At 62.9% G+C, this 17,564-nt stretch carries 15 protein-coding genes; 8 read left to right on the top strand and 7 right to left on the bottom strand.

Annotated elements, in window-relative coordinates; translation table 11 throughout:
• Positions 1-33: 33 nt before the first annotated feature.
• Entirely contained in the window at positions 34-1,368 is a 1,335-nt protein-coding gene (locus tag NFJ07_RS01490; protein ID WP_269991965.1) for a serine hydrolase domain-containing protein, read from the top strand.
• Positions 1,369-1,471: 103 nt separating this feature from the next.
• Here the strand turns inward: NFJ07_RS01490 and NFJ07_RS01485 are convergent, their stop codons facing one another.
• Positions 1,472-1,690 (bottom strand): hypothetical protein, encoded by a 219-nt coding sequence (locus NFJ07_RS01485; RefSeq protein WP_269991964.1) that lies wholly within the window; start codon positions 1,688-1,690, stop codon positions 1,472-1,474.
• 349 nt (positions 1,691-2,039) lie between these two features.
• Here NFJ07_RS01485 and NFJ07_RS01480 point away from each other — a divergent pair, with 349 nt between their 5' ends.
• Entirely contained in the window at positions 2,040-2,843 is an 804-nt protein-coding gene (locus tag NFJ07_RS01480) for a hypothetical protein (RefSeq protein ID WP_269991962.1), read from the top strand.
• A gap of 255 nt (positions 2,844-3,098) precedes the next feature.
• On the opposite strand, the gene NFJ07_RS01475 is transcribed toward NFJ07_RS01480, so the two are convergent.
• The 3 genes from NFJ07_RS01475 to NFJ07_RS01465 form a co-directional block, all read right to left on the bottom strand.
• On the bottom strand, positions 3,099-3,758 hold the full coding sequence (locus tag NFJ07_RS01475; protein WP_269991960.1) for an ATP-binding cassette domain-containing protein: 660 nt from the start codon (positions 3,756-3,758) through the stop codon (positions 3,099-3,101).
• Positions 3,758-5,995 carry a hypothetical protein gene (locus NFJ07_RS01470; protein WP_269991958.1) on the bottom strand — a complete coding sequence of 746 codons (2,238 nt, stop codon included), beginning with the start codon at positions 5,993-5,995 and terminating at the stop codon, positions 3,758-3,760. Before NFJ07_RS01470 ends, NFJ07_RS01475 begins: the two co-directional genes overlap by 1 nt.
• A 125-nt stretch (positions 5,996-6,120) precedes the next feature.
• Positions 6,121-6,429, bottom strand: coding sequence for a lactococcin 972 family bacteriocin (locus NFJ07_RS01465; RefSeq protein ID WP_269991957.1), 309 nt, complete (start codon positions 6,427-6,429; stop codon positions 6,121-6,123).
• Between the two features lie 463 nt (positions 6,430-6,892).
• On the opposite strand from NFJ07_RS01465, the gene NFJ07_RS01460 reads away from it, so the two are divergent.
• Complete coding sequence (locus NFJ07_RS01460) at positions 6,893-9,214, top strand: hypothetical protein (RefSeq protein ID WP_269991956.1); 2,322 nt, start codon at positions 6,893-6,895, stop codon at positions 9,212-9,214.
• Positions 9,215-9,313: 99 nt separating this feature from the next.
• Positions 9,314-9,973 carry a class F sortase gene (locus tag NFJ07_RS01455; RefSeq protein WP_269991955.1) on the top strand — a complete coding sequence of 220 codons (660 nt, stop codon included), beginning with the start codon at positions 9,314-9,316 and terminating at the stop codon, positions 9,971-9,973.
• Positions 9,974-10,002: 29 nt separating this feature from the next.
• On the opposite strand, the gene NFJ07_RS01450 is transcribed toward NFJ07_RS01455, so the two are convergent.
• Together NFJ07_RS01450 and NFJ07_RS01445 are read right to left on the bottom strand one after the other, a co-directional pair.
• A complete protein-coding gene (locus tag NFJ07_RS01450) occupies positions 10,003-10,866 on the bottom strand; it encodes a hypothetical protein (protein ID WP_269991953.1) in 864 nt (287 codons plus the stop codon).
• The gene (locus NFJ07_RS01445) at positions 10,863-11,582 is read right to left on the bottom strand and encodes a hypothetical protein (RefSeq protein WP_269991951.1); all 720 of its coding nucleotides are present in this window, start codon (positions 11,580-11,582) and stop codon (positions 10,863-10,865) included. Before NFJ07_RS01445 ends, NFJ07_RS01450 begins: the two co-directional genes overlap by 4 nt.
• Before the next feature lie 255 nt (positions 11,583-11,837).
• Here NFJ07_RS01445 and NFJ07_RS01440 point away from each other — a divergent pair, with 255 nt between their 5' ends.
• From NFJ07_RS01440 to NFJ07_RS01425, 4 genes are read left to right on the top strand one after another with little or no spacing between them, the layout of a single operon-like run.
• Positions 11,838-12,974 carry a type III polyketide synthase gene (locus NFJ07_RS01440; RefSeq protein WP_269991949.1) on the top strand — a complete coding sequence of 379 codons (1,137 nt, stop codon included), beginning with the start codon at positions 11,838-11,840 and terminating at the stop codon, positions 12,972-12,974.
• A gap of 13 nt (positions 12,975-12,987) precedes the next feature.
• Positions 12,988-13,716 carry a class I SAM-dependent methyltransferase gene (locus NFJ07_RS01435; RefSeq protein WP_269991947.1) on the top strand — a complete coding sequence of 243 codons (729 nt, stop codon included), beginning with the start codon at positions 12,988-12,990 and terminating at the stop codon, positions 13,714-13,716.
• Positions 13,709-14,851 carry an FAD-dependent oxidoreductase gene (locus NFJ07_RS01430; protein ID WP_269991945.1) on the top strand — a complete coding sequence of 381 codons (1,143 nt, stop codon included), beginning with the start codon at positions 13,709-13,711 and terminating at the stop codon, positions 14,849-14,851. Before NFJ07_RS01435 ends, NFJ07_RS01430 begins: the two co-directional genes overlap by 8 nt.
• A gap of 15 nt (positions 14,852-14,866) precedes the next feature.
• Positions 14,867-15,544 (top strand): peptide deformylase, encoded by a 678-nt coding sequence (locus NFJ07_RS01425; RefSeq protein ID WP_269991943.1) that lies wholly within the window; start codon positions 14,867-14,869, stop codon positions 15,542-15,544.
• On the opposite strand, the gene NFJ07_RS01420 is transcribed toward NFJ07_RS01425, so the two are convergent.
• Complete coding sequence (locus NFJ07_RS01420; protein ID WP_269991941.1) at positions 15,534-17,564, bottom strand: S9 family peptidase; 2,031 nt, start codon at positions 17,562-17,564, stop codon at positions 15,534-15,536. The two genes, NFJ07_RS01425 and NFJ07_RS01420, sit on opposite strands and share 11 nt — an antisense overlap.

Genomic DNA, 17,564 nt, shown 5'->3' with positions numbered 1-17,564 from the left:
AGATTGCGGTATCAAACTGATATGGAGAATTTGATGACCAACTTTACCGCCTCAGACCTGCAGGATCTGTGCGACCGCCTTCGCCCGGAATACGACGTCATGGGGGCGCAGATCGCTATCGCCCAAGGCGAGCAAGTAGTGCAGGCCAGTTCCGGTGTTGCCAATGCCGAGCTCGGGCTTCCGGTCACGGAGCATACGGTCTTCCAGATCGGCTCAACCACTAAGGTCTACACCGCTGTGTTGGTGATGCAGTTGGTCGATGCCGGGCTGATCGACTTGGACACCCCGGTGACCGAGTACCTCCCCGACGCCCGGTTGGCCGCCGGGGAAGAATGGCGGCGCATCACCCCGCGGCACCTGATGTCCATGACCAGCGGCCTGGACAACGGACCGTACGCGCACACGTCCCGCAATGACGACAGTGTTGCCGAATACGTCAGTTTCATCGGCGACATTCCGTTGACCTTCCCACCCGGCACGGCCTACGGATACAGCAACGCCTCGACGACGGTGTCCGGGCTGCTGGTGGAGCGAATGACCGGGCAATCCTGGGATGACGCCCTACGCGACAGGTTGCTCCGGCCCGCCGCTTTGACCGAATCAGTATCCTTGTTCGAGGAACTCGCCTACCACCCGGTGGCTGTCGGCCACACCCCCGAGATGGTGCGCCCTTGGAGCCAGTACCGGGGCTCGGGGCCGGACGGCGGCACTCTTGCCACCAGCGCCCGGGATCTGGCCCGGTTCGGACAGATCTTCCTTCGCAGTGGCAAAGCTGCCGACGGCACCACCCTGCTCTCGGAACAGGCCGTGGCCACTATGCAAACACCCCAGGTCTCAGTACCGTCAAAGGTGTTCGCTGACTCCTGGTGCGTCGGCCCCTACCAGAAGATCTGGGACGGGATCGAGATCTTCGGGCATTCCGGGACCACCGAACACGGATCATCCACCCTGCTCTGGGTCCCGGAACTGGACGTGTCGGTGGCGACCGTAGTGAATACCGCGCACCGCGGCTACCCGTTCGCCGACGCCGCTTTCTCCACGGTCTTCCGTGACTGGCTCGGCGTCGCCAAACCGGCCCGCCCGGTGGGCGATCCGACCCTGACAGTGGACGCATCCCTCTACGTCGGCGAATACGAACAGCACGACACCAGCTACGTCGTCGGTACCGACGACACCGGGCTGTTCCTGGAAGCGAACCACAGTGGCGAGATCCTGCGGACGGCCCTAGCCCCCATCGCCGAGCACCGCTTCCTGCCAACCGATGACTCCATCACTGGAAACCACGCCTGGGACATCGCCTTCGCCCTCGGTGCGGATGGACGATCCACTTTGCTGCACAACGGCGCATTCGCAGCCCGGCGAGTGTAGTCCTGCATAGCGCCGGGCTCCCAAACGACCGGGCGCCCCAACCTTTCGATCCCGATTGGTTGGGGCGCCCCCAAGCCAGGCCCCGCACAGCGCAACTCATTGATCAGGAGACCCACACTGCCATCGCCCACAGCGCGGACACGATCACCGAGCTCGGGGAGCAGCCGAGCAGCTGCTCGGCTGCTCCCCGAGCGGATCGTGATCGAGGGACGCACCCACCTGCGCTGGCATTCGGCACCCCCGTGTTCTCGTACTCTGCCACCACTGACACGGTCTGGCCGAGCCAATCATTCTCGTCGTTCAACTGAAGGCGTCTCTCCACCCTGTCTGGTTCCTCGGTTGTGGAGGCGGCACAAAGCCCGCCAGCCTCCGACGTTCCACCTCCGACACCGGATTCGGTCCAAGAATGACCGGATCCCGCAAAAGCAGGCCGACGCAGCAGCCCTCTACCTGCCGACAGCGGCGCTTGCCTCCGTCATCGCTTCGCCATACTGGGAACAGATCGCCCATTTCAGGCACCCCCAACCGTTCCTCGACAGAATCGGGGACGTAGTCACCGCCACGGCCGTTCCTCAATGATCCATTCATATAGGGGACCAACCAGCCTTGTCATCGCCGGTGCCCGCGTTCATGATCGTTGTACCTAGCGGCGAACCAGGGAAGGACCGGCCATGGATCCCGAGGCCGACATGCGCAGCGACAGTCCCAGGCTGAGGATCCTGTGCGGGGCCGCAATGCTAGTCCTGGCGCTCGTTTCGGTCCTCGTCACCTGGCCGTACCTCCGGGAGGCGCCGGGGCTCAATCTGGTCGGACTGGGGATCATGGAAACGATGACCGTCCCGCTGGCCCTCATGTTGATGTCAGGCCGGGCCGGCCGGAAGAAAATCAGGCTGACCCTGACCCGGTCGCGCTGGAAGATCTACACCCTCATCGGAGCGGCCGCTGTTTTCCTCCCCTTGACCGTTCTGGAACTTGGATCGCCCCGTATGCTCCCGGTCGTCGGCCTGGGCCCGCTCTTGGTGGCCCTATGGCTGGCGCTCATACTTGAACAGCCGCGCAGCAGCGCGTCCGTCGGGCGGCCGACAGCAGAACAGATAGCGGCTTCGAAGAGGCTATTTATACCCCTGCTGGTCCTTGGAGCTGGGGTGTTGGCTGTGGGCATAGTGCTCGGGTTGACCGCCGGCACCAGCGATCCCCTCATCCTCATTCCCGTCGGGGTGGCCTTCCTGGCCGTGGGCATCGCTCCGTGGATGAGATCCGGAAAAGAGTTCCTGATCTTGGTCTTCAGCCTCGGGGTAGTGGGGGTGGTCGGGGGCATAGTCCTTGGGCTGGCCGTCGGCGCGTTTTACGCCCCCTTGCTCATCCCCATCGGGGCGACCTTCCTGGTCATGGGCGTCGCCGTGCAGATTGCGGCAGCGAAGCAGAGGAAGAACCATCCGGCCACCAAGCCCGATACAGGCATCGTTCCGCCCTGACGGCCTGTCTGGGCGAACGTCGGCACCGCGGCGCCGTGCAGGACTAGCCGATTTGCGTCAGGTGTAATGAACATTTCTCGCTGATCTGGTTTCAGTACAGTTGACGCACCGCTCCTCAAGCCGCCGATCTGCGCCAACTTAGGTGACACAGGACAGGAATCCAACTAACCGCCGAGGGCAACCGCTGCGGGGTTGCGTCCCGACCGAAGTAGTACCGTTCTGGGAAGCAGGCGTCCACCCTGATGTTGAACACACTCACACGGGGCTTGCGGCACCGAGGGTGATCTCTCGATCGCTTCGTCCGGATACAGAGTCGTCATGTGTCACGACGATGACGGCTTTTCCGGCCTCGGCCAGGGTTCTGGTGAGGGCCAGGACATGGTCTCGGTTGACGTTGTCGAGGGAACCTGTTGGTTCGTCGGCGAGGATCATCTGGCAGGGTTTGAGTATGAGTCGGGCGATGGCGAGACGCTGTTGTTCTCCGCCTGAAAGTTCATAGACTTTGCGATCCGGGTCAAGGTCGAGGCCTACCAGTTCCATCGCGCTTGCCCGGGATTCGCTTTTTTCCTTGCGCGTGCCCGGGGTGTACGTTTGTGCGATCTTGAGGTTTTCAGTCACGGTCGCGTTGTCGATCAGGGCGTAGTTCTGAAAGAGATATCCAAGGCGCAGCCTCAGGAGTAAGCGAGCGCTGCGGCTACCCGGACGAGGGGCACGGCGGCCGAATAACTTGATCTCGCCCTTGTCAGGGTGATCAAGCAGGCCAAGCATGTTAAGGACGGTTGTCTTCCCACTTCCGCTTGGACCTGTAATGGCGACGATCTCGCCTGAGTGCACCTTCAGACTCAGGTCCGAGATGATTTCATGGCCGCGGAAGCCTTTGTGGACGTTCAGGAGTTCGCATACAACGTCGGACATTAGAGTTCCCCTTTCAGGATGTTCGGAGTGCGCCGCCGTTCCGTGAGCCACAGGACGCCGACAGCGACGAGGCCCTGAACGGCGCTGACGGCGACAGCCGCGGTGAGCGTGGAGAGCGGCCCGGTGCCGGCATAGGAGAACGGCCGGAAACCGGCCAATACCAGCCCGGAACCGAGCCCGGCCTGGACAGCCCCCACAATTGCTCCAAGCTTGATGAACTCGTGGAAGCGCCTCCATGTTGACAGGCCGAACAGGCCACGGACAATGATCTTGCGCGCGAATCGCTCAAACGCGATCGTCAATGTCTGCGCGGTGACAATGACGAGCAATACCGCCAGAGCGGCCAGCACGATCGTGGTGTTGCGGAGGCTCTCCTGGAGGTGGCCGATCCTGGCGAGCTGATATTCGTTGATGGTCACCAGATGACGCAGGTTGTCGTCCAGGCTCAGTCGTTTGAGGAGTGGCTGGAGAGCGGTGATCGTGGCCTGGGAACTCCCTTCTACCAGCGGGACCTTCAATCCGGCGCTGGCGTCACCCGTGACGGCGTTGAGCCGGTCCACGCCCAGGCTGTTTGCCCGGGTGATGACTTCAACGATGGGGTCCTTTACCGAGCCGCCGGAGGATGCGGCGACGTCGGGGTTGAATGTGAAAATTCGCTGGCCGTTGTCCGTCCAGATGATCCGCACGCGGAGATCCTGCGCTGTCGCCCTAATGTCCCGGTGGAAGATCGCCTTCTCGGCAGAGAGCGCACTATCGCGTTGGGCCCGGAAATATGCAGTGACCTCGTGTTCCTGGGAGCGGAATTGCTCGGGCACGAGCAACACCCACGACGCTTCGCCCTCATTGACCGTGACCGGCTGGCCGTTTGTGTCACGGATCGGGTATGTGTGGAGGTAGGCAGGATTTACCTGCATCGATCGGTATTGTCCGGCCTGTTGACTTTGCTGGAGCGCTGTCTTTGAGAACGCGCCGGCGTAGACATACAGGGCCCCGCGGGCGCTGAGTGCGTCGTAGAGGTCTGTGGCTTGAACGATGGATGAACCGGGTTGGCCGGTCTGCAGGTCCACTGCATCGTTTCCGTTGCTCACCGGAGCGAAAACACCGTACCCGGTTGTCGAGGTCCAACGTTGCAGGGTTTCGCGTTCATTGTTGATCACATCAACGTTTGACCAGGCGCCCGCAGCTACCACCACGAGGGCCGCCGACGTCACAACGGACAGCGCGATTCCTGCACCAAACAATGCTCTGGTGTCACGTCGGTTCTTCAACGCGTCCGAGACCCGCATCCTTGCCACGTAGGGTATGGTCAGCAAGCTGGCGGCAGCGAGCAAACCCACGGCAAATATCTGGTCGAAGACAACAACTGCTACGAATCCGCTGTCCGCGCCAGACAGAAGTGCCGAGACGGAAACGACAGCAACACCGGAAGCAGTCCCGACGATGATCACCGGGCGCCCTGTGATCGTCCACCACACTCTGGTCGCACCACAGCCAAGCAAGCGCATCGCTCCAGCTCTCTTTGCCTCATACAACTGTCGGTAGACAGCAAGCACCGCGGTGAGGAGAAGCCCGGCGAGAACCGCGAGTTGCAAGTAGACCGGCGGGACATTTGTCGGGACAACCAACTGCTGATTCGATGCGTTCAAATCCGAGGCGATGAAGGTCCGTCCGGCAATGTGAGTGGTGAGCGCGGCAGCTGCTGCACCCACAAAGGCCGCGCACCCGGCGGGCCCGCACTCGGCATAGTAGGTTCCCGGCGCAGGCATCGTGTCGAACGCTGTGGGTAGTGGACGGAATGAGAAACGCTCCCCCTCCCCGAGGACCCGCAGAACACCAACCGTGTTCGGGCTGGTGTCCGATGACGCGACCCAAGCGACGTCTTCCTGCGACTCTTGGACGGTAAGGAATCTCCCTGATGAGAGGGCGGCCCCGTCGAAGACGCGAGTATCCGGCTGAGTCAAAAGCACGTACTGAGTCACGAACGCGTGGTCGTTTCCATCCACCCCGACCACCGTCCTGAAAACGTTGCTGCCGGTGGCTTCGGCTGCGCTTCTCAACGCGGACAGCACTGCATCAGGGTCCGATGCATCGCTCGGGACCGAAAACGCCTGTCCGGCATCAGCTGCCGCGCGCGCCATGGCCGTGCGTTCTTCGTTGATTCCGCTGACGAAGCTCACGCCAAATGTTGCAGCACACACTGCGATCACCAGTCCCAGCAGGACATGTTTCATCGGCATACCACACCTTCAACTCTTCGACATTTCCGTTCGCCGCGGACAAACAAAGGGGCCGGCGGGCCCGAAGAGGACCCGCCGACCGACAACCGATGTAACGGCATCTGCACATCGGGGATGGCTGTTGCTCAGTAGGTATTCCAATATTGGGCGGCATTCTCGCCGACGCCGCACTGGGTATCAGCGTTGGCCCAGTTATTGGCATTGGCATAGACCTTGACATTGTTCGGTCCGCCAATAGCCGTAGCGGAGTGGTACGCGGTTGGATGAACGTAGTGAGACCAGACGTTCTTGAACCACGGTGCTTGGAACGAGGTCCCGTAACTCCAGGTGCCGCCACCGACGTTGGTGATCGTTCCTGCAAGTGCGGGAGCTGCTGCACCGATCGTCAACACACCGACCAGGGCTCCCCCGGCCAGCAGACGCTTAACTTTCATCACAAATCCCCATTCTTCTAGCGACCGGAGTTGGCCCTTGCGGAGTAATGATTCGGCTCAGCCTTACCGAAGGATGGGCCCCAAGAGTACAAAGGACCACCCCCGTTTGCCCTTCAGCCGTTCGGAGAAACGGTTAAATGGGCTGCTACTAGATCTAGTGGCCCGCCGCCTCGGTTTATGACGCAGAAGCTCCGGAAATCCCCCGGGGCCGGTCGAGGTGCGGTTCCCCGGAAAACCGCCGATGCCCGTCCACATTTCCACGCTCTGACATTTTCAACTTCACCTGGGCGCACCAACTGTCAAATTCTTGACAGTTGAAGGCACTGAAAGCGTCTCGCTCAAACCCCCGAAAGCTTGAACCAAGCCCTTCTCACGGACTGCGATTTGTCCGGCTCTCTACAAACAGGACCACCCAAGGTGTGGTCATCGCGTATCAGGCGCGGTTGAAGAGAAGGGAAGATAAGTGAGTCAAAGAGGATTAGCACGAGACCTCGCCACAGCGCCGGGACAGACAAAGGGCTGGCGGGCGTTCGCCAAGACAAGGGCTCTGGCAGCCGCCGGCGCCCTGGCACTCTCCGCTATCGGGACCGGCGGCATCTTGGCAGCGCCTGCGGCGCATGCCGCAACCGATCTGCCGGGCATGCACCAATCGGGCATCACGGTCAAGGCTCCGCCGCCCCGGGCGTTTGGAGATTGGTCGATGTGGCTGGGATCCCTGAACCTAAACGGTGTCGCCGGAGGTCCCACGGCGTTCTGCTTTGATGTCGGGATTCCGGCCGGCCCGGCCGGATCCGGGGTGGTGGGTTCACTCGGCAACCCGCAGCTTAACTACGCGATCCAGAAGTACCAGGGTGACCCTGCTTACCATGCCGCCTTGGCTTACCTGGCGCACGAGCTCGCGGATCCTAGGTTCAATGTGCCGTGGAACGGCATCGGGGCTCCCTACCCTAACCTCCGGGACTCATCTGATCCGCAACTGCCCGGTGTCCGCGCCCAGGCCGCGGCGATGCTCGCCGACGCCCGGGCCAATTCCGGTCCGTACTCGACGCAACCTAAACTCTCGATGGACGCGAACGGTCGCGGCGGCACAGTCACCTCGACGGAACTGATTTCCGCAGCCGGGAACAAGCTGAGCGGCTTCTCGGCCCGCGCCATCCTGAACGGCCCCGCCGAGTGGGCAGGAACGAACTCCCAGGCAGTCAACCTCCACACCGGAGATCAGCTCGGCTTCGCGGCTACCGGAAACGGAACGGTGTCCGTCACGCTGACGATCGACGCGCCCGGGGTGTCGGCTACAACCTATTCGGTGTCGGGGTTCCAGAACCTTCTCGTTGCCGGCGGGGCTCAACCCGTCGCGGGAACATCGGCCGACGCCAAAGTGGTCTTCGACTTCCAGCCCGTGGCGACCTCGACTGCTGGCCGGTTTGTCGAGGGCGGCCAGCCACTGGTGGACGTCCTGCACATCAACACGTCCACGGGAAACACCAATGACTGGGCGTTCGTGAACGGCGGCCGCGTTCCGGCCCGCTTCGACGTCGACTGGTACTACAGCCCGGTCAAACTCGCCCCGACCGCCCAGATCCCGGCAGCTGTCGTGAAGGTTGCCTCCGGAACGGGCACCGCAACGGGACCGGGTGACGTCACGGTGACCGCAGACAAACCGGCGGACAAGGCCGGCTACTACTACCCGGTGGCCCGCTTCTCCAAGGCGGCCCAGCCCGCCGAGCTGCAGCAGTACTTCCGTGCTGACTGGACCGCCGGTTTCAACGATCCTAATGAGGAGACGATCCAGAAGTACCAGCCGGAGGTGGTGACCAAGGCATCGGTCATTGAAAACGGCAAGCTCTACGACGTCATCACCGTGACCGGCAACGAGCCCGGCAAGGAACTCTCTGTGACCACGGATCTGGTTCTGACCTCCGCTGCCCCGGTTGCCGGCGGCACCGACACCGCTCCGGCTGATGCCGAGGTCATCGGTACGGTCACCACGAAGGTCAGCGGCAACGGCGAGTTCAAGACCGCGACAATTGACGTTCCGTGGGAGAAGATCGTCGCCGAAAAGTGGGCCAAAGGCCTGAAAGCCAACCTGTACTTCTCCGAGAAGATCGACGGTACCGAGTCCACCAAGGCGTGGGACGGCAAGGAACTGCTGCCCGGCGAAACCGTCCCGGTCGAGAAGCCTTCCATCGTCACCAAGGCCTCCGAGAGCGGCGTCGTGCCTCTCGTCGCTCACGATATCGGCATTGTCACCGGCACCATCCCGTCAGGGAGCGGCGTCAAAGTCACGACGAAGGTGAGCCAGTACAAGTTCGACGACTCGACCGACGGTTCCGCCCAGGCCGTCTGCGCCAACCCGTCCTGGACCTCCACGGATCAGGACGTCACCACAACAGGTGAAATCACCTACCCGAGCCACACCATCGCACACAAAGGCACCTACGGGTACGTCGAGGAACTTAGCCTGACCATCGACAAGGGCCAGGACAAGGAACCATTCACCGCGCAGTTGCACAAGGGCAACTGCGGCGAAAAGAACGAAACTGTCATCGCCTTTCCCGAAGTCGTCATTGTCCCCGCGGACAAGCCGGCCCTGATGGTCAACGCCGGATTCGCGCCCACCACCGGCACGGCACAAGAAGCTGGAGCGAACATGCCGCTGCTGATTACAGGCGCCATCACCTTCGCATTGGCTCTCCTCGCCGGGGCAGGGCTGTTCTACCGCAAACGCTTCGCCAACCGCGGACTTGACGCGGCCAACGTCCACGCGGACGAACACGCCGACTAGAAACCCCTACCCGGCACGACTAAATAGATGCGGGGCACCCGGATCCAGCTATCCCGGCAGATCGGCCGGGTGCCCCGCCTCACACCCAAGGAAAGTCCAATGATCGAAACCCACAGCTATCCCTGCGATCGGTGGAACCGCGTTGCACTGACTGTGGTGGTCCTTTTTGGCGCGGCCGGAGCCACCGCCGGCGTCTTGGCTTTCTTAGCACCGCCCGCTCCCCCGCCGGCTCAGCAGGCAGCTGTCCTGGCGCCGTTTACTGCCGCAGGTCCGGACACCTACACAGGCCCGGCCGAGATCCCTAGCCTTCCGCCTGCCATGCTCTCCATCCCGGGCGTGGACCTCAATGTAGGGCTTGTGGACGAAGACCGTGACGGTTCCGGCTACTTGGCGATTCCGGAACCCTCCAAAGCCGCCCGCTACACAGGGTCCGCGGCTGTCTGTGCCGCGAAGGGATCGACCCTGCTGGCAGGGCACGTGAACTTCCCGGATGGGTCCCCGGCACCGATGGCTTCCCTCGTCCGGGTGACGAAGGGCATGCCCCTCTATGTATCCGACAAGGCCGGCGTGACTTGCCGGTACAAGGTCACTGGCCTGGAATCGCTGGCCAAAACGTCCCTGCCGGCAGATACCTTTGCTATCGAGGGCCCACCCCTACTGCGGGTCATCACGTGCGATCCAAGCAGCCCATTCGTTCCAGTCATCGGCCGAGCGCAGTTCGCCAACAACACGGTGGCCACTGCGATTCCTTGGCCATGACCCACCACGTCAGTCCGGAGCGAACTAGCTCACGCCGGGATGTCCTCACAGGAATGCATGTTTCGAGACGTGTAGCTCCTAGTCCGGGCGTTCTTGGGTCTCGTCTTGTTCCAGACCAGCGATGCCAACGCCTCCCGGACCCCGGGCAGGGCAAGGGCGTTGACAGGGGAAATTCCGTGGAGGCGGCCCCAGAGATATCCGCGGTCGCTGCACACGAAGTCCACAAGCGCCCTCTTGTGGCCCTTGGGCACGCAGCTCAACGCCCTGTTCGTTTCCAACCGGGATAGCGCGGCCCCAGGCTCTGAGCGGAATTCACCCTCCTCGACGTGCCGGGATGCTCGATGTTCGATCACCTGCAGACCCTGCTCTGCGACGTCGCGATCCCAGCCAGCCCTGATCAACAACGCCTTTAGTTCCTCCCAAAGAGGCGATGAACCGGCGGGCATGGGAGGCATGGCCAGCGGAATCTGAGCCCCATCGCACTCATGGCCGTACATCGCTACCAGCGGCGCCCCCTCCCCCAGGGCGTGGCTCTTCTTCACATCTGCCCAAACGCCGTCCCGCACATCACGCTCTGAGAGCCAGTGGCGATTGGTGATAGTCCAGGTTCGGAGCCCGTTGCGGACAACCGCAAGCAGCCATGCGCAGGCCGGCACGTCCGCGGGGATCCCGCTGTCGCAAAGAACTTCTGTGGCGTAGAACAGCGGATCTTCAGGGTCAATCAGGGGGAACTCGTACTGAAATCGAGACAACAGCGCCGGAAGAAATGAACCGAACAACTCCCGGGTCGATGGACCGTTTTGCCCTTCTCGCCGCCACCCCGCCACCAGGTCGCGCAGAACGACGTCGCGTTCGGCCGAACCCGAAAACTGGCCAAGGGTTCCGGGACTCACGCGGCAACACCCCACTGCCTCGCCACATCCCTCATCAGTTCCGCGGCCGCGTGGAACTGGGCGGCCAGCCGGCGCCGTCGTGCAGGATCCGCCTCGGGCAGGCGCTGGACGACAAGCTCAGAGGCCCCCATATTCCGGATGGAATCCATCAGCTCCCGCAGCTGGAGTTCCGCCAGCACAGCCGCGTCGGAAGGACCGTGATCCACACCCAAGGCGCCGACATCCGCAAGGAACCCTTCCACGTCAAAGATTCCCTCGTCGGAATCAGAGTGAACCAGTTCGCCTGCGATCACGTTCGTCGGTGCTGGGGGTGCACTGCGGCGCGTTTTACCGTCCAGTGACAATCTCACGGACGGCAGCGTTCCACCCTCTGCAACGCCCTTTGCGAGCAGGTTTTTCACGGTCTCGTGGGATACGCCCAGGACCGGGGCGATGGCACGAAGCGACAAATTTCCGGCCGCCAACTCCATGGCGACATTCACCCGTGCATGGCCTCTCAGGCGCGGAAGGACCAACCCCTCAGCCTCCACCAACTCAGCCCACGTACTCAGGCCGTAGGCCTTCCACGCCCTCGCCTCATACAGCTCCAAAGCAAGCTTCACGACCTGGCCGAGCAAACGGTCAACCACACCCACTTGGCGGTCAAGCTCAGCCAAACGCACGCGCAACCGGTTCACCCTGACACGCGCTCCCCCGACATCCAGCTCCCGCTGCATACCTGCGCACCTCCCCAAAAGTACTAAGGACCACTCTATTTGCCGGCCAGCCGCTTGGTGAACCCGTCAAATGAGCTGTTATTAGAACTAGTGGCTCGCCGCTTCAATTTGTGTCGCAGAAGCGTTGGAAGCCCTAAATGCGGTAAAGTCCGGGGCCACACCGGAAACAGGGGCAGCCGGCCCGAGACTCCTCAAAACGTCCACATTTCCACGCTCTCCCATTGTCAACGGCATCTTCGTCGCCAACAATGAAGCATGCCGGTCTACGTGAGGTCTCTGGAAACTGCCGTACCGCCCACAGTACTTGTGCAACAACAGGCACGCGACGTTTTTGCATCTCAACCCGGCCTGACACGGCTCGGATCCCGACTAGTGCGAACCTGCTTTGATTCAGCAGCGATCGACACCCGGTTCACCGCCGTCGCCGAATTGTCCTTGGATAACCACTCCGAGAATCCGTCGTTCTTTGACCCCGCTACGGGCCATGTACTAAGCCCCAGCACCAAGGTCCGCAACGAAATCTTTGCCGTCGAAGCCACCAAATTGTTCATTGAGGCCGCCAAAGCCGCCGTCGGAAAATGTCCCGATATCGATTTGCTTGACATAACCCATGTCATCACTGTTTCCTGCACCGGATTCTTCAATCCCGGCCCCGACTACAAAGTAGTCCGGGCACTCGGACTCAGCCCGGCCGTGCAGCGCTACCACCTTGGCTTCATGGGTTGCTACGCCGCATTCCCCGCCCTCCGTGCGGCCCGGCAGTTTTGCCAGGCCGATCCCTCTGCCGTCGTCCTCGTTATCTGCGTGGAGCTTTGCTCACTCCACGTCCGGACCTCAAATGATCCGGACACCATCATGGGATCGGCGATCTTTGCGGACGGCGCGGCGGCCGCCGTCGTAACCGCTCGTGAACCTGAGGGGCCGGACCCGGTGATCAGGCTGGATCATTTCGAGACTGTCCTGACGCCGGTCGGGGAAGAAGCCATGGCCTGGAATATCGGGGACGAAGGCTTCGAGATGGTTCTCGGCACGTACGTGCCGCACATCATCGAGGAACACATCACCGGCGCGCTTGAGCCGCTGCTTGCGCGGGACCCCTCCCTGGCCGGACTCCCCTACCGCGACATTACACATTGGGCCATCCATCCCGGCGGCCGCAGTATCCTCGACAAAGTCGAGTCGAAGCTTGAACTCACCGAAGAACAGCTGATTCCCGCGCGCGAAGTCCTTCGCGACTACGGCAACATGAGCAGCGCCACCGTACTCTTCGTCCTGAAGCACATCCTGGGACAAACTCCGGCACAGCGGGAGGAACGCATCTGTTCCATGGCATTCGGGCCCGGCCTCACCGTTGAGACGGGACTGTTCACCCGGGTTTCCCCGGATCTATGATGCCGGATTTGTGATGCTTGCCTTCCCCCGCCCAGGCAGCTTTCTCGGCGCACGGGACGTGGCCGCCGTGGAAGACATGGACCGCCCCGATTGCGAACTTGACCGGCTCAACCGGAGTTACGCGCGTTTTCCGGTCGTCAACGCTGTGGTGTCTGGCTGGCGGGACACCTACAGCTCACGGATCAAGCCATTACTCACGACGGCGGAGCCCACCACTGTCCTAGACATCGGTTGCGGCGGTGGAGACGTCGCCCGTAGCCTCGCCCGCCGGGCCGCGGCAGACGGTTACCGGCTGGAAGTCACCGGAATCGACCCGGACGAGCGGGCCTTCCAATTCGCGAACTCCGCGCCGCCCGTGGAGGGCGTGAGCTACCGAAAGGCCCTCAGCTCAGAGCTCGTGTCAGAAGGGCGCAAATTCGACGTCGTTATTTCCAACCACGTCCTGCACCACTTGACCGCCCCGGAACTCGCCTCGTTCCTTCACGATTCCGAACGCTTGTGCCGCCGGATTGCCCTGCACAACGACCTCACGCGCAGCCGCGTGGCATACGCACTTTTCTGGGCCGGATCCTGGCCGCTCGGCATTGGTTCCTATATCCACGGTGACGGCCTGACGTCCATCAGGCGGAGCTACACAGCGGCGGAACTCCGTGCCGCCACTCCCCCGGCTTGGACGGTAGAACCGAGCGGCTTGTGGCACAACCTCCTGGTCTACCGGCCCGGCGAAGCCCCCGATGTTTGACGTCGTGGTGGTTGGAGCCGGGCCCGTCGGGCTATTTATGGCAGCCCTGCTGCTGCAAAATGGGCACCGCGTCGCAGTCCTGGAAAGGCGCGCGACGTCGAGCCACCAGACCCGCGCCATAGGAATCCACCCTCCCGCCCTGGCGGCTTTGGACGCAGTAGGTGCCGCCCATCCGCTGCTCTCTTCAGGTATCCGGATCACCCATGGTGCCGCGTACAGCGGCGGCAGGAAAGTCGCCGACATGGACTTCGCCCGCCCCTCGGCTGAGTACCCCTTCATCCTTTCCGTTCCGCAATATCTCACCACCCACGCCCTTGAGTCCAGGGTGATCGACCTCGATCCGGACGCCCTTCACCGCGGGGTGCAGGTTGAGGAAGTCGTCGACGAAGGCGGGCACCTGCGTTTGCGGGGGCAGCAAGAGGGGGCTCCAGTGGAGTTTCTGGGCCGCTTCGTGGTGGCGGCCGACGGCGTCCATTCGGCAGTGCGCGAGGGGCTTGGACTGGAGCCACGCCTGCGAGCTTATCCCGACTACTATGTGATGGGCGATTTCCGGGATGAATCGATGTACGGCAACCACGCTGTCCTTTTCCTCGAGACGGGAGGAATCGTGGAGTCCTTTCCCCTGCCTGGCGGCATCCGCCGATGGGTGGTCCGGCTTGGCTCCCCGTGTCACGAACCCACTCCCCATGCGCTCGCTGCCCTCATCAAAAACCGGACCGGCAGCGTGGTGGACTCCGCAAGCAATACGATGATCAGTTCGTTCGGCGTGACCTCGCGACTGGTCTCACGGATGGTTCACGGACGGGTCGCCTTGCTTGGTGATGCCGCACACGAGATCAGCCCGATCGGCGGTCAAGGGATGAACCTGGGCTGGTTGGACGCCGTCGCCCTGGCGCCGATCATCAGCGAAGCATTGCGGACATCCGCGAGAGGCCCTGCCAGCAAGGAACTCGCGGGCTTCGAGCGGGACCGGCAGCGTGCGGCAAAGAAAGCCATCTGGCAGGCCAGCCTGAATATGGCGCTGGGCCGCCCCCTACCCCCGAAAGTCCTCAGCGCACGGAACGCCCTGATCGGCCGAGCCATCACCTTGCCGATGTTCTCGGAGCTTGTCGCCCGCAGATTCACGATGCACTGACACTAAGCTCAATCCATGGACTTTGAGACCCGCCCCCTGCCTGCCGGCCCGGACACGACGTTGACTGCCTCCGAAATCCGCAGCACAGTTCAGGATCTACTCGTTCTCGACGGCCTCCCGCCGATCGTGCAGGTCGGCCATCCCGTGCTGCGCCAACGGGCCGCGCCCTACGATGGCCAGCTCGAGGACACCGAATTGGCGCAGCTGATCGAGCGGATGCGGGATGTCATGCATGCCGCGCCTGGCGTGGGCCTCGCCGCTCCGCAGCTCGGCATCCCCTTGCAGCTGGCTGTGCTCGAAGACCATTTCGATGTTGATCCTGTTGCCTCGGAAATCCGGCAAAGGACGCCGCTGGGCTTCTTCGCGGTGCTGAATCCCAGTTATGAGCCCGTGGGGACTTCCACGGCGTCGTTCTATGAGGGCTGCCTATCGATGCGCGGATTCCAGGCCGTGGTCACGCGGCACCGCGATGTTCGGCTGCAGTACCAGCGTCCTGATGGCAGTGCGACCTCGGCCGAATTCTCCGGATGGCAGGCCCGGATAGTCCAGCACGAAACCGACCACCTGCACGGCGGACTCTATTTGGACCGCGCTGAGCTACGGTCGCTGGCAAACGATGGAGAGTACTCCGCCCATTGGGCGTACCCCGGAATCGACGAGGCACGGCGCGGGCTGGGTTTCCTCAGCCCGTAGCCGAACTGGTTTCGCGCTGCGGGTTTGCGGCGGAAGGCAGGTGCTTAGCCCACCACGCGAGGATCTGCTCGAAACGTTGGCGCCGGTGGTGTGGCGTGCCCGACCGCGATAGTTCGTGGTCTTCACCCGGGAAGAGGAGCAAAGCCGCCTCCACGCCCTGGGCCTTGAGGGCGGCAAAGTAGCGCTGGCCCTGTTCAACCGGGCATCGGAGATCGTTTTCGCTGTGGATCACCAAGGTAGGCGTCCGGACCGCAGTCACTACGGCCATGGGACTTTGGGCAGCCATCTGCTTCAGCGAGCCGCCCGTGTATTGGCCACCGAAGCACCATCCGATATCCGAGGAACCCGCAAAGCTGACCGGGTCAAGGAATCCGCGCTCCACAATGGCTGCCTTGAAGCGGTGTTCGTGGCCGATAACCCAGGCAGTCAGATATCCGCCGTAGGACCCGCCCATGATGCCGATCGAATCCCTGTCCATCGCAGGGAAGGCTTCCAAGGCACCGTCCAGGAAGGTGAGTACATCCGCCATGTCCACGGTGCCCATCTTTTCCTTGATGGCCCCACCGTGCGCCTGGCCGTACCCGGCAGAACCGCGCGGGTTGCACATCAGCACGGCGTATCCCGCCTCGGCGTACACCTGGGCTTCGTCGAAGAAGGCTGCCGTGTACTGGGCGAAAGGGCCGCCGTGGATGGTGAGCAGCACGGGATGGGGGCCACGCCCCTCCGGTAGGACTGCCCAGCCATGGACCGGGTAGCCATCAGTGCCGGTGGCAGTGAATTCATGCGGTTCAAGGATGGTTGCTTCGCCTCGGAGCGCCTTGGTGAAGTCGGTGAGCGATCGAAGTTTGCCATTCTCGAGGACGCCGACCTCGCCATTGCTGAAAGCGTCGCTGAAACTGACAGCCACGATGTCTCCCGCCGCGGAAGCCCCGATCGCCACCCGGGGTCCCTCGACGAGGACCTCGGGCGCCTCGCCGTCGGCCGTCCACTGGATCAGCTGCACGCTCCCACGGCTCGTGTTGAGCGCGAGCATCCCGTCCGCTCCAAAAGCTTCGAGGCGGCCGCTGATGTCCTGGGTTTCGACGTCGCTGAGCATCGTTGCTTTGCCGCCCCGGACCGGCATTGCGTACAGCGCCGTGTTCCTCGCGACGAAGTCCAGTCCGTCGTCGCCGAGGTCCTGTGCCGTAAAGAACAGCCACTCACCGTTCCCCGATTCGCAGACCTCTTGCACGGACTGCAGGGCAGCGTCCGGACGCAGGGCCGCGATCTCGCCGCCCCCAACCGGGACACGATAGAACCCCGAGGCGAGATCGCCGTCGTGCCCGTCGTGGAGCGACGCGACAAAGTAGATACTCTCGCCATTGCGGCTGAAGGACGGCGACGTGTGATCGGCTTCGCCGAACGTCAACTGCGCTGCCAGCGGCACCAGGCTCGCCGCATCAGCCCCGCTGGCTTTGGCGGCCCTCCCCACAGGAACCACGGGAGGTTCCGCTCCGAGCTCGGGGACGTCGACGACGAACAGTTGGGCGGGCTTGTCCGCGGTGTAGCCCAGTCCATTGAGCCTGTACTGGTTGTCGCTGATCAATCGGGGGTCCTCGCTGCCCGCCCCGACGCCGTCAACCGTTCCGTAACGGCCTTCTTCGGGAACCCGCGAGGAGAACACGATCCTGCGCGAATCGGGGGCCCAGGAAAACTCCGAGACGCCCAATTTCTGTTCCGTCATTGCTTGCGGCTCCCCGCCCCCGGCCTCCACCAGGTGCAGTTGTGGCTTGCCGTCCGGGGTCGCCCGGAGGAATGCCAGCACGGTGCCGTCGGGCGAGAAGGCGGGGGCGGTGTCCCGGAAGCCACGGGTGATCCGTCGGGGTGGTATCGCATGGTCAAAAGGAACACTCCAGAGCTGCCCGACGTAGGCATCGGCGTCGAAATCGGGCCGCGTGACGGACACGACGGCGCGTGTGCCGTCTGGATGGGTGGCGGGAGCGGAGACGGAATTCAGCAGTGGGAGTTGTTCGGCTTTCAC

Source organism: Arthrobacter sp. B2a2-09, assembly GCF_027587375.1.
Taxonomy (GTDB): Bacteria; Actinomycetota; Actinomycetes; order Actinomycetales; family Micrococcaceae; genus Arthrobacter.
This window is presented reverse-complemented; position numbering and strand designations above follow the sequence as displayed.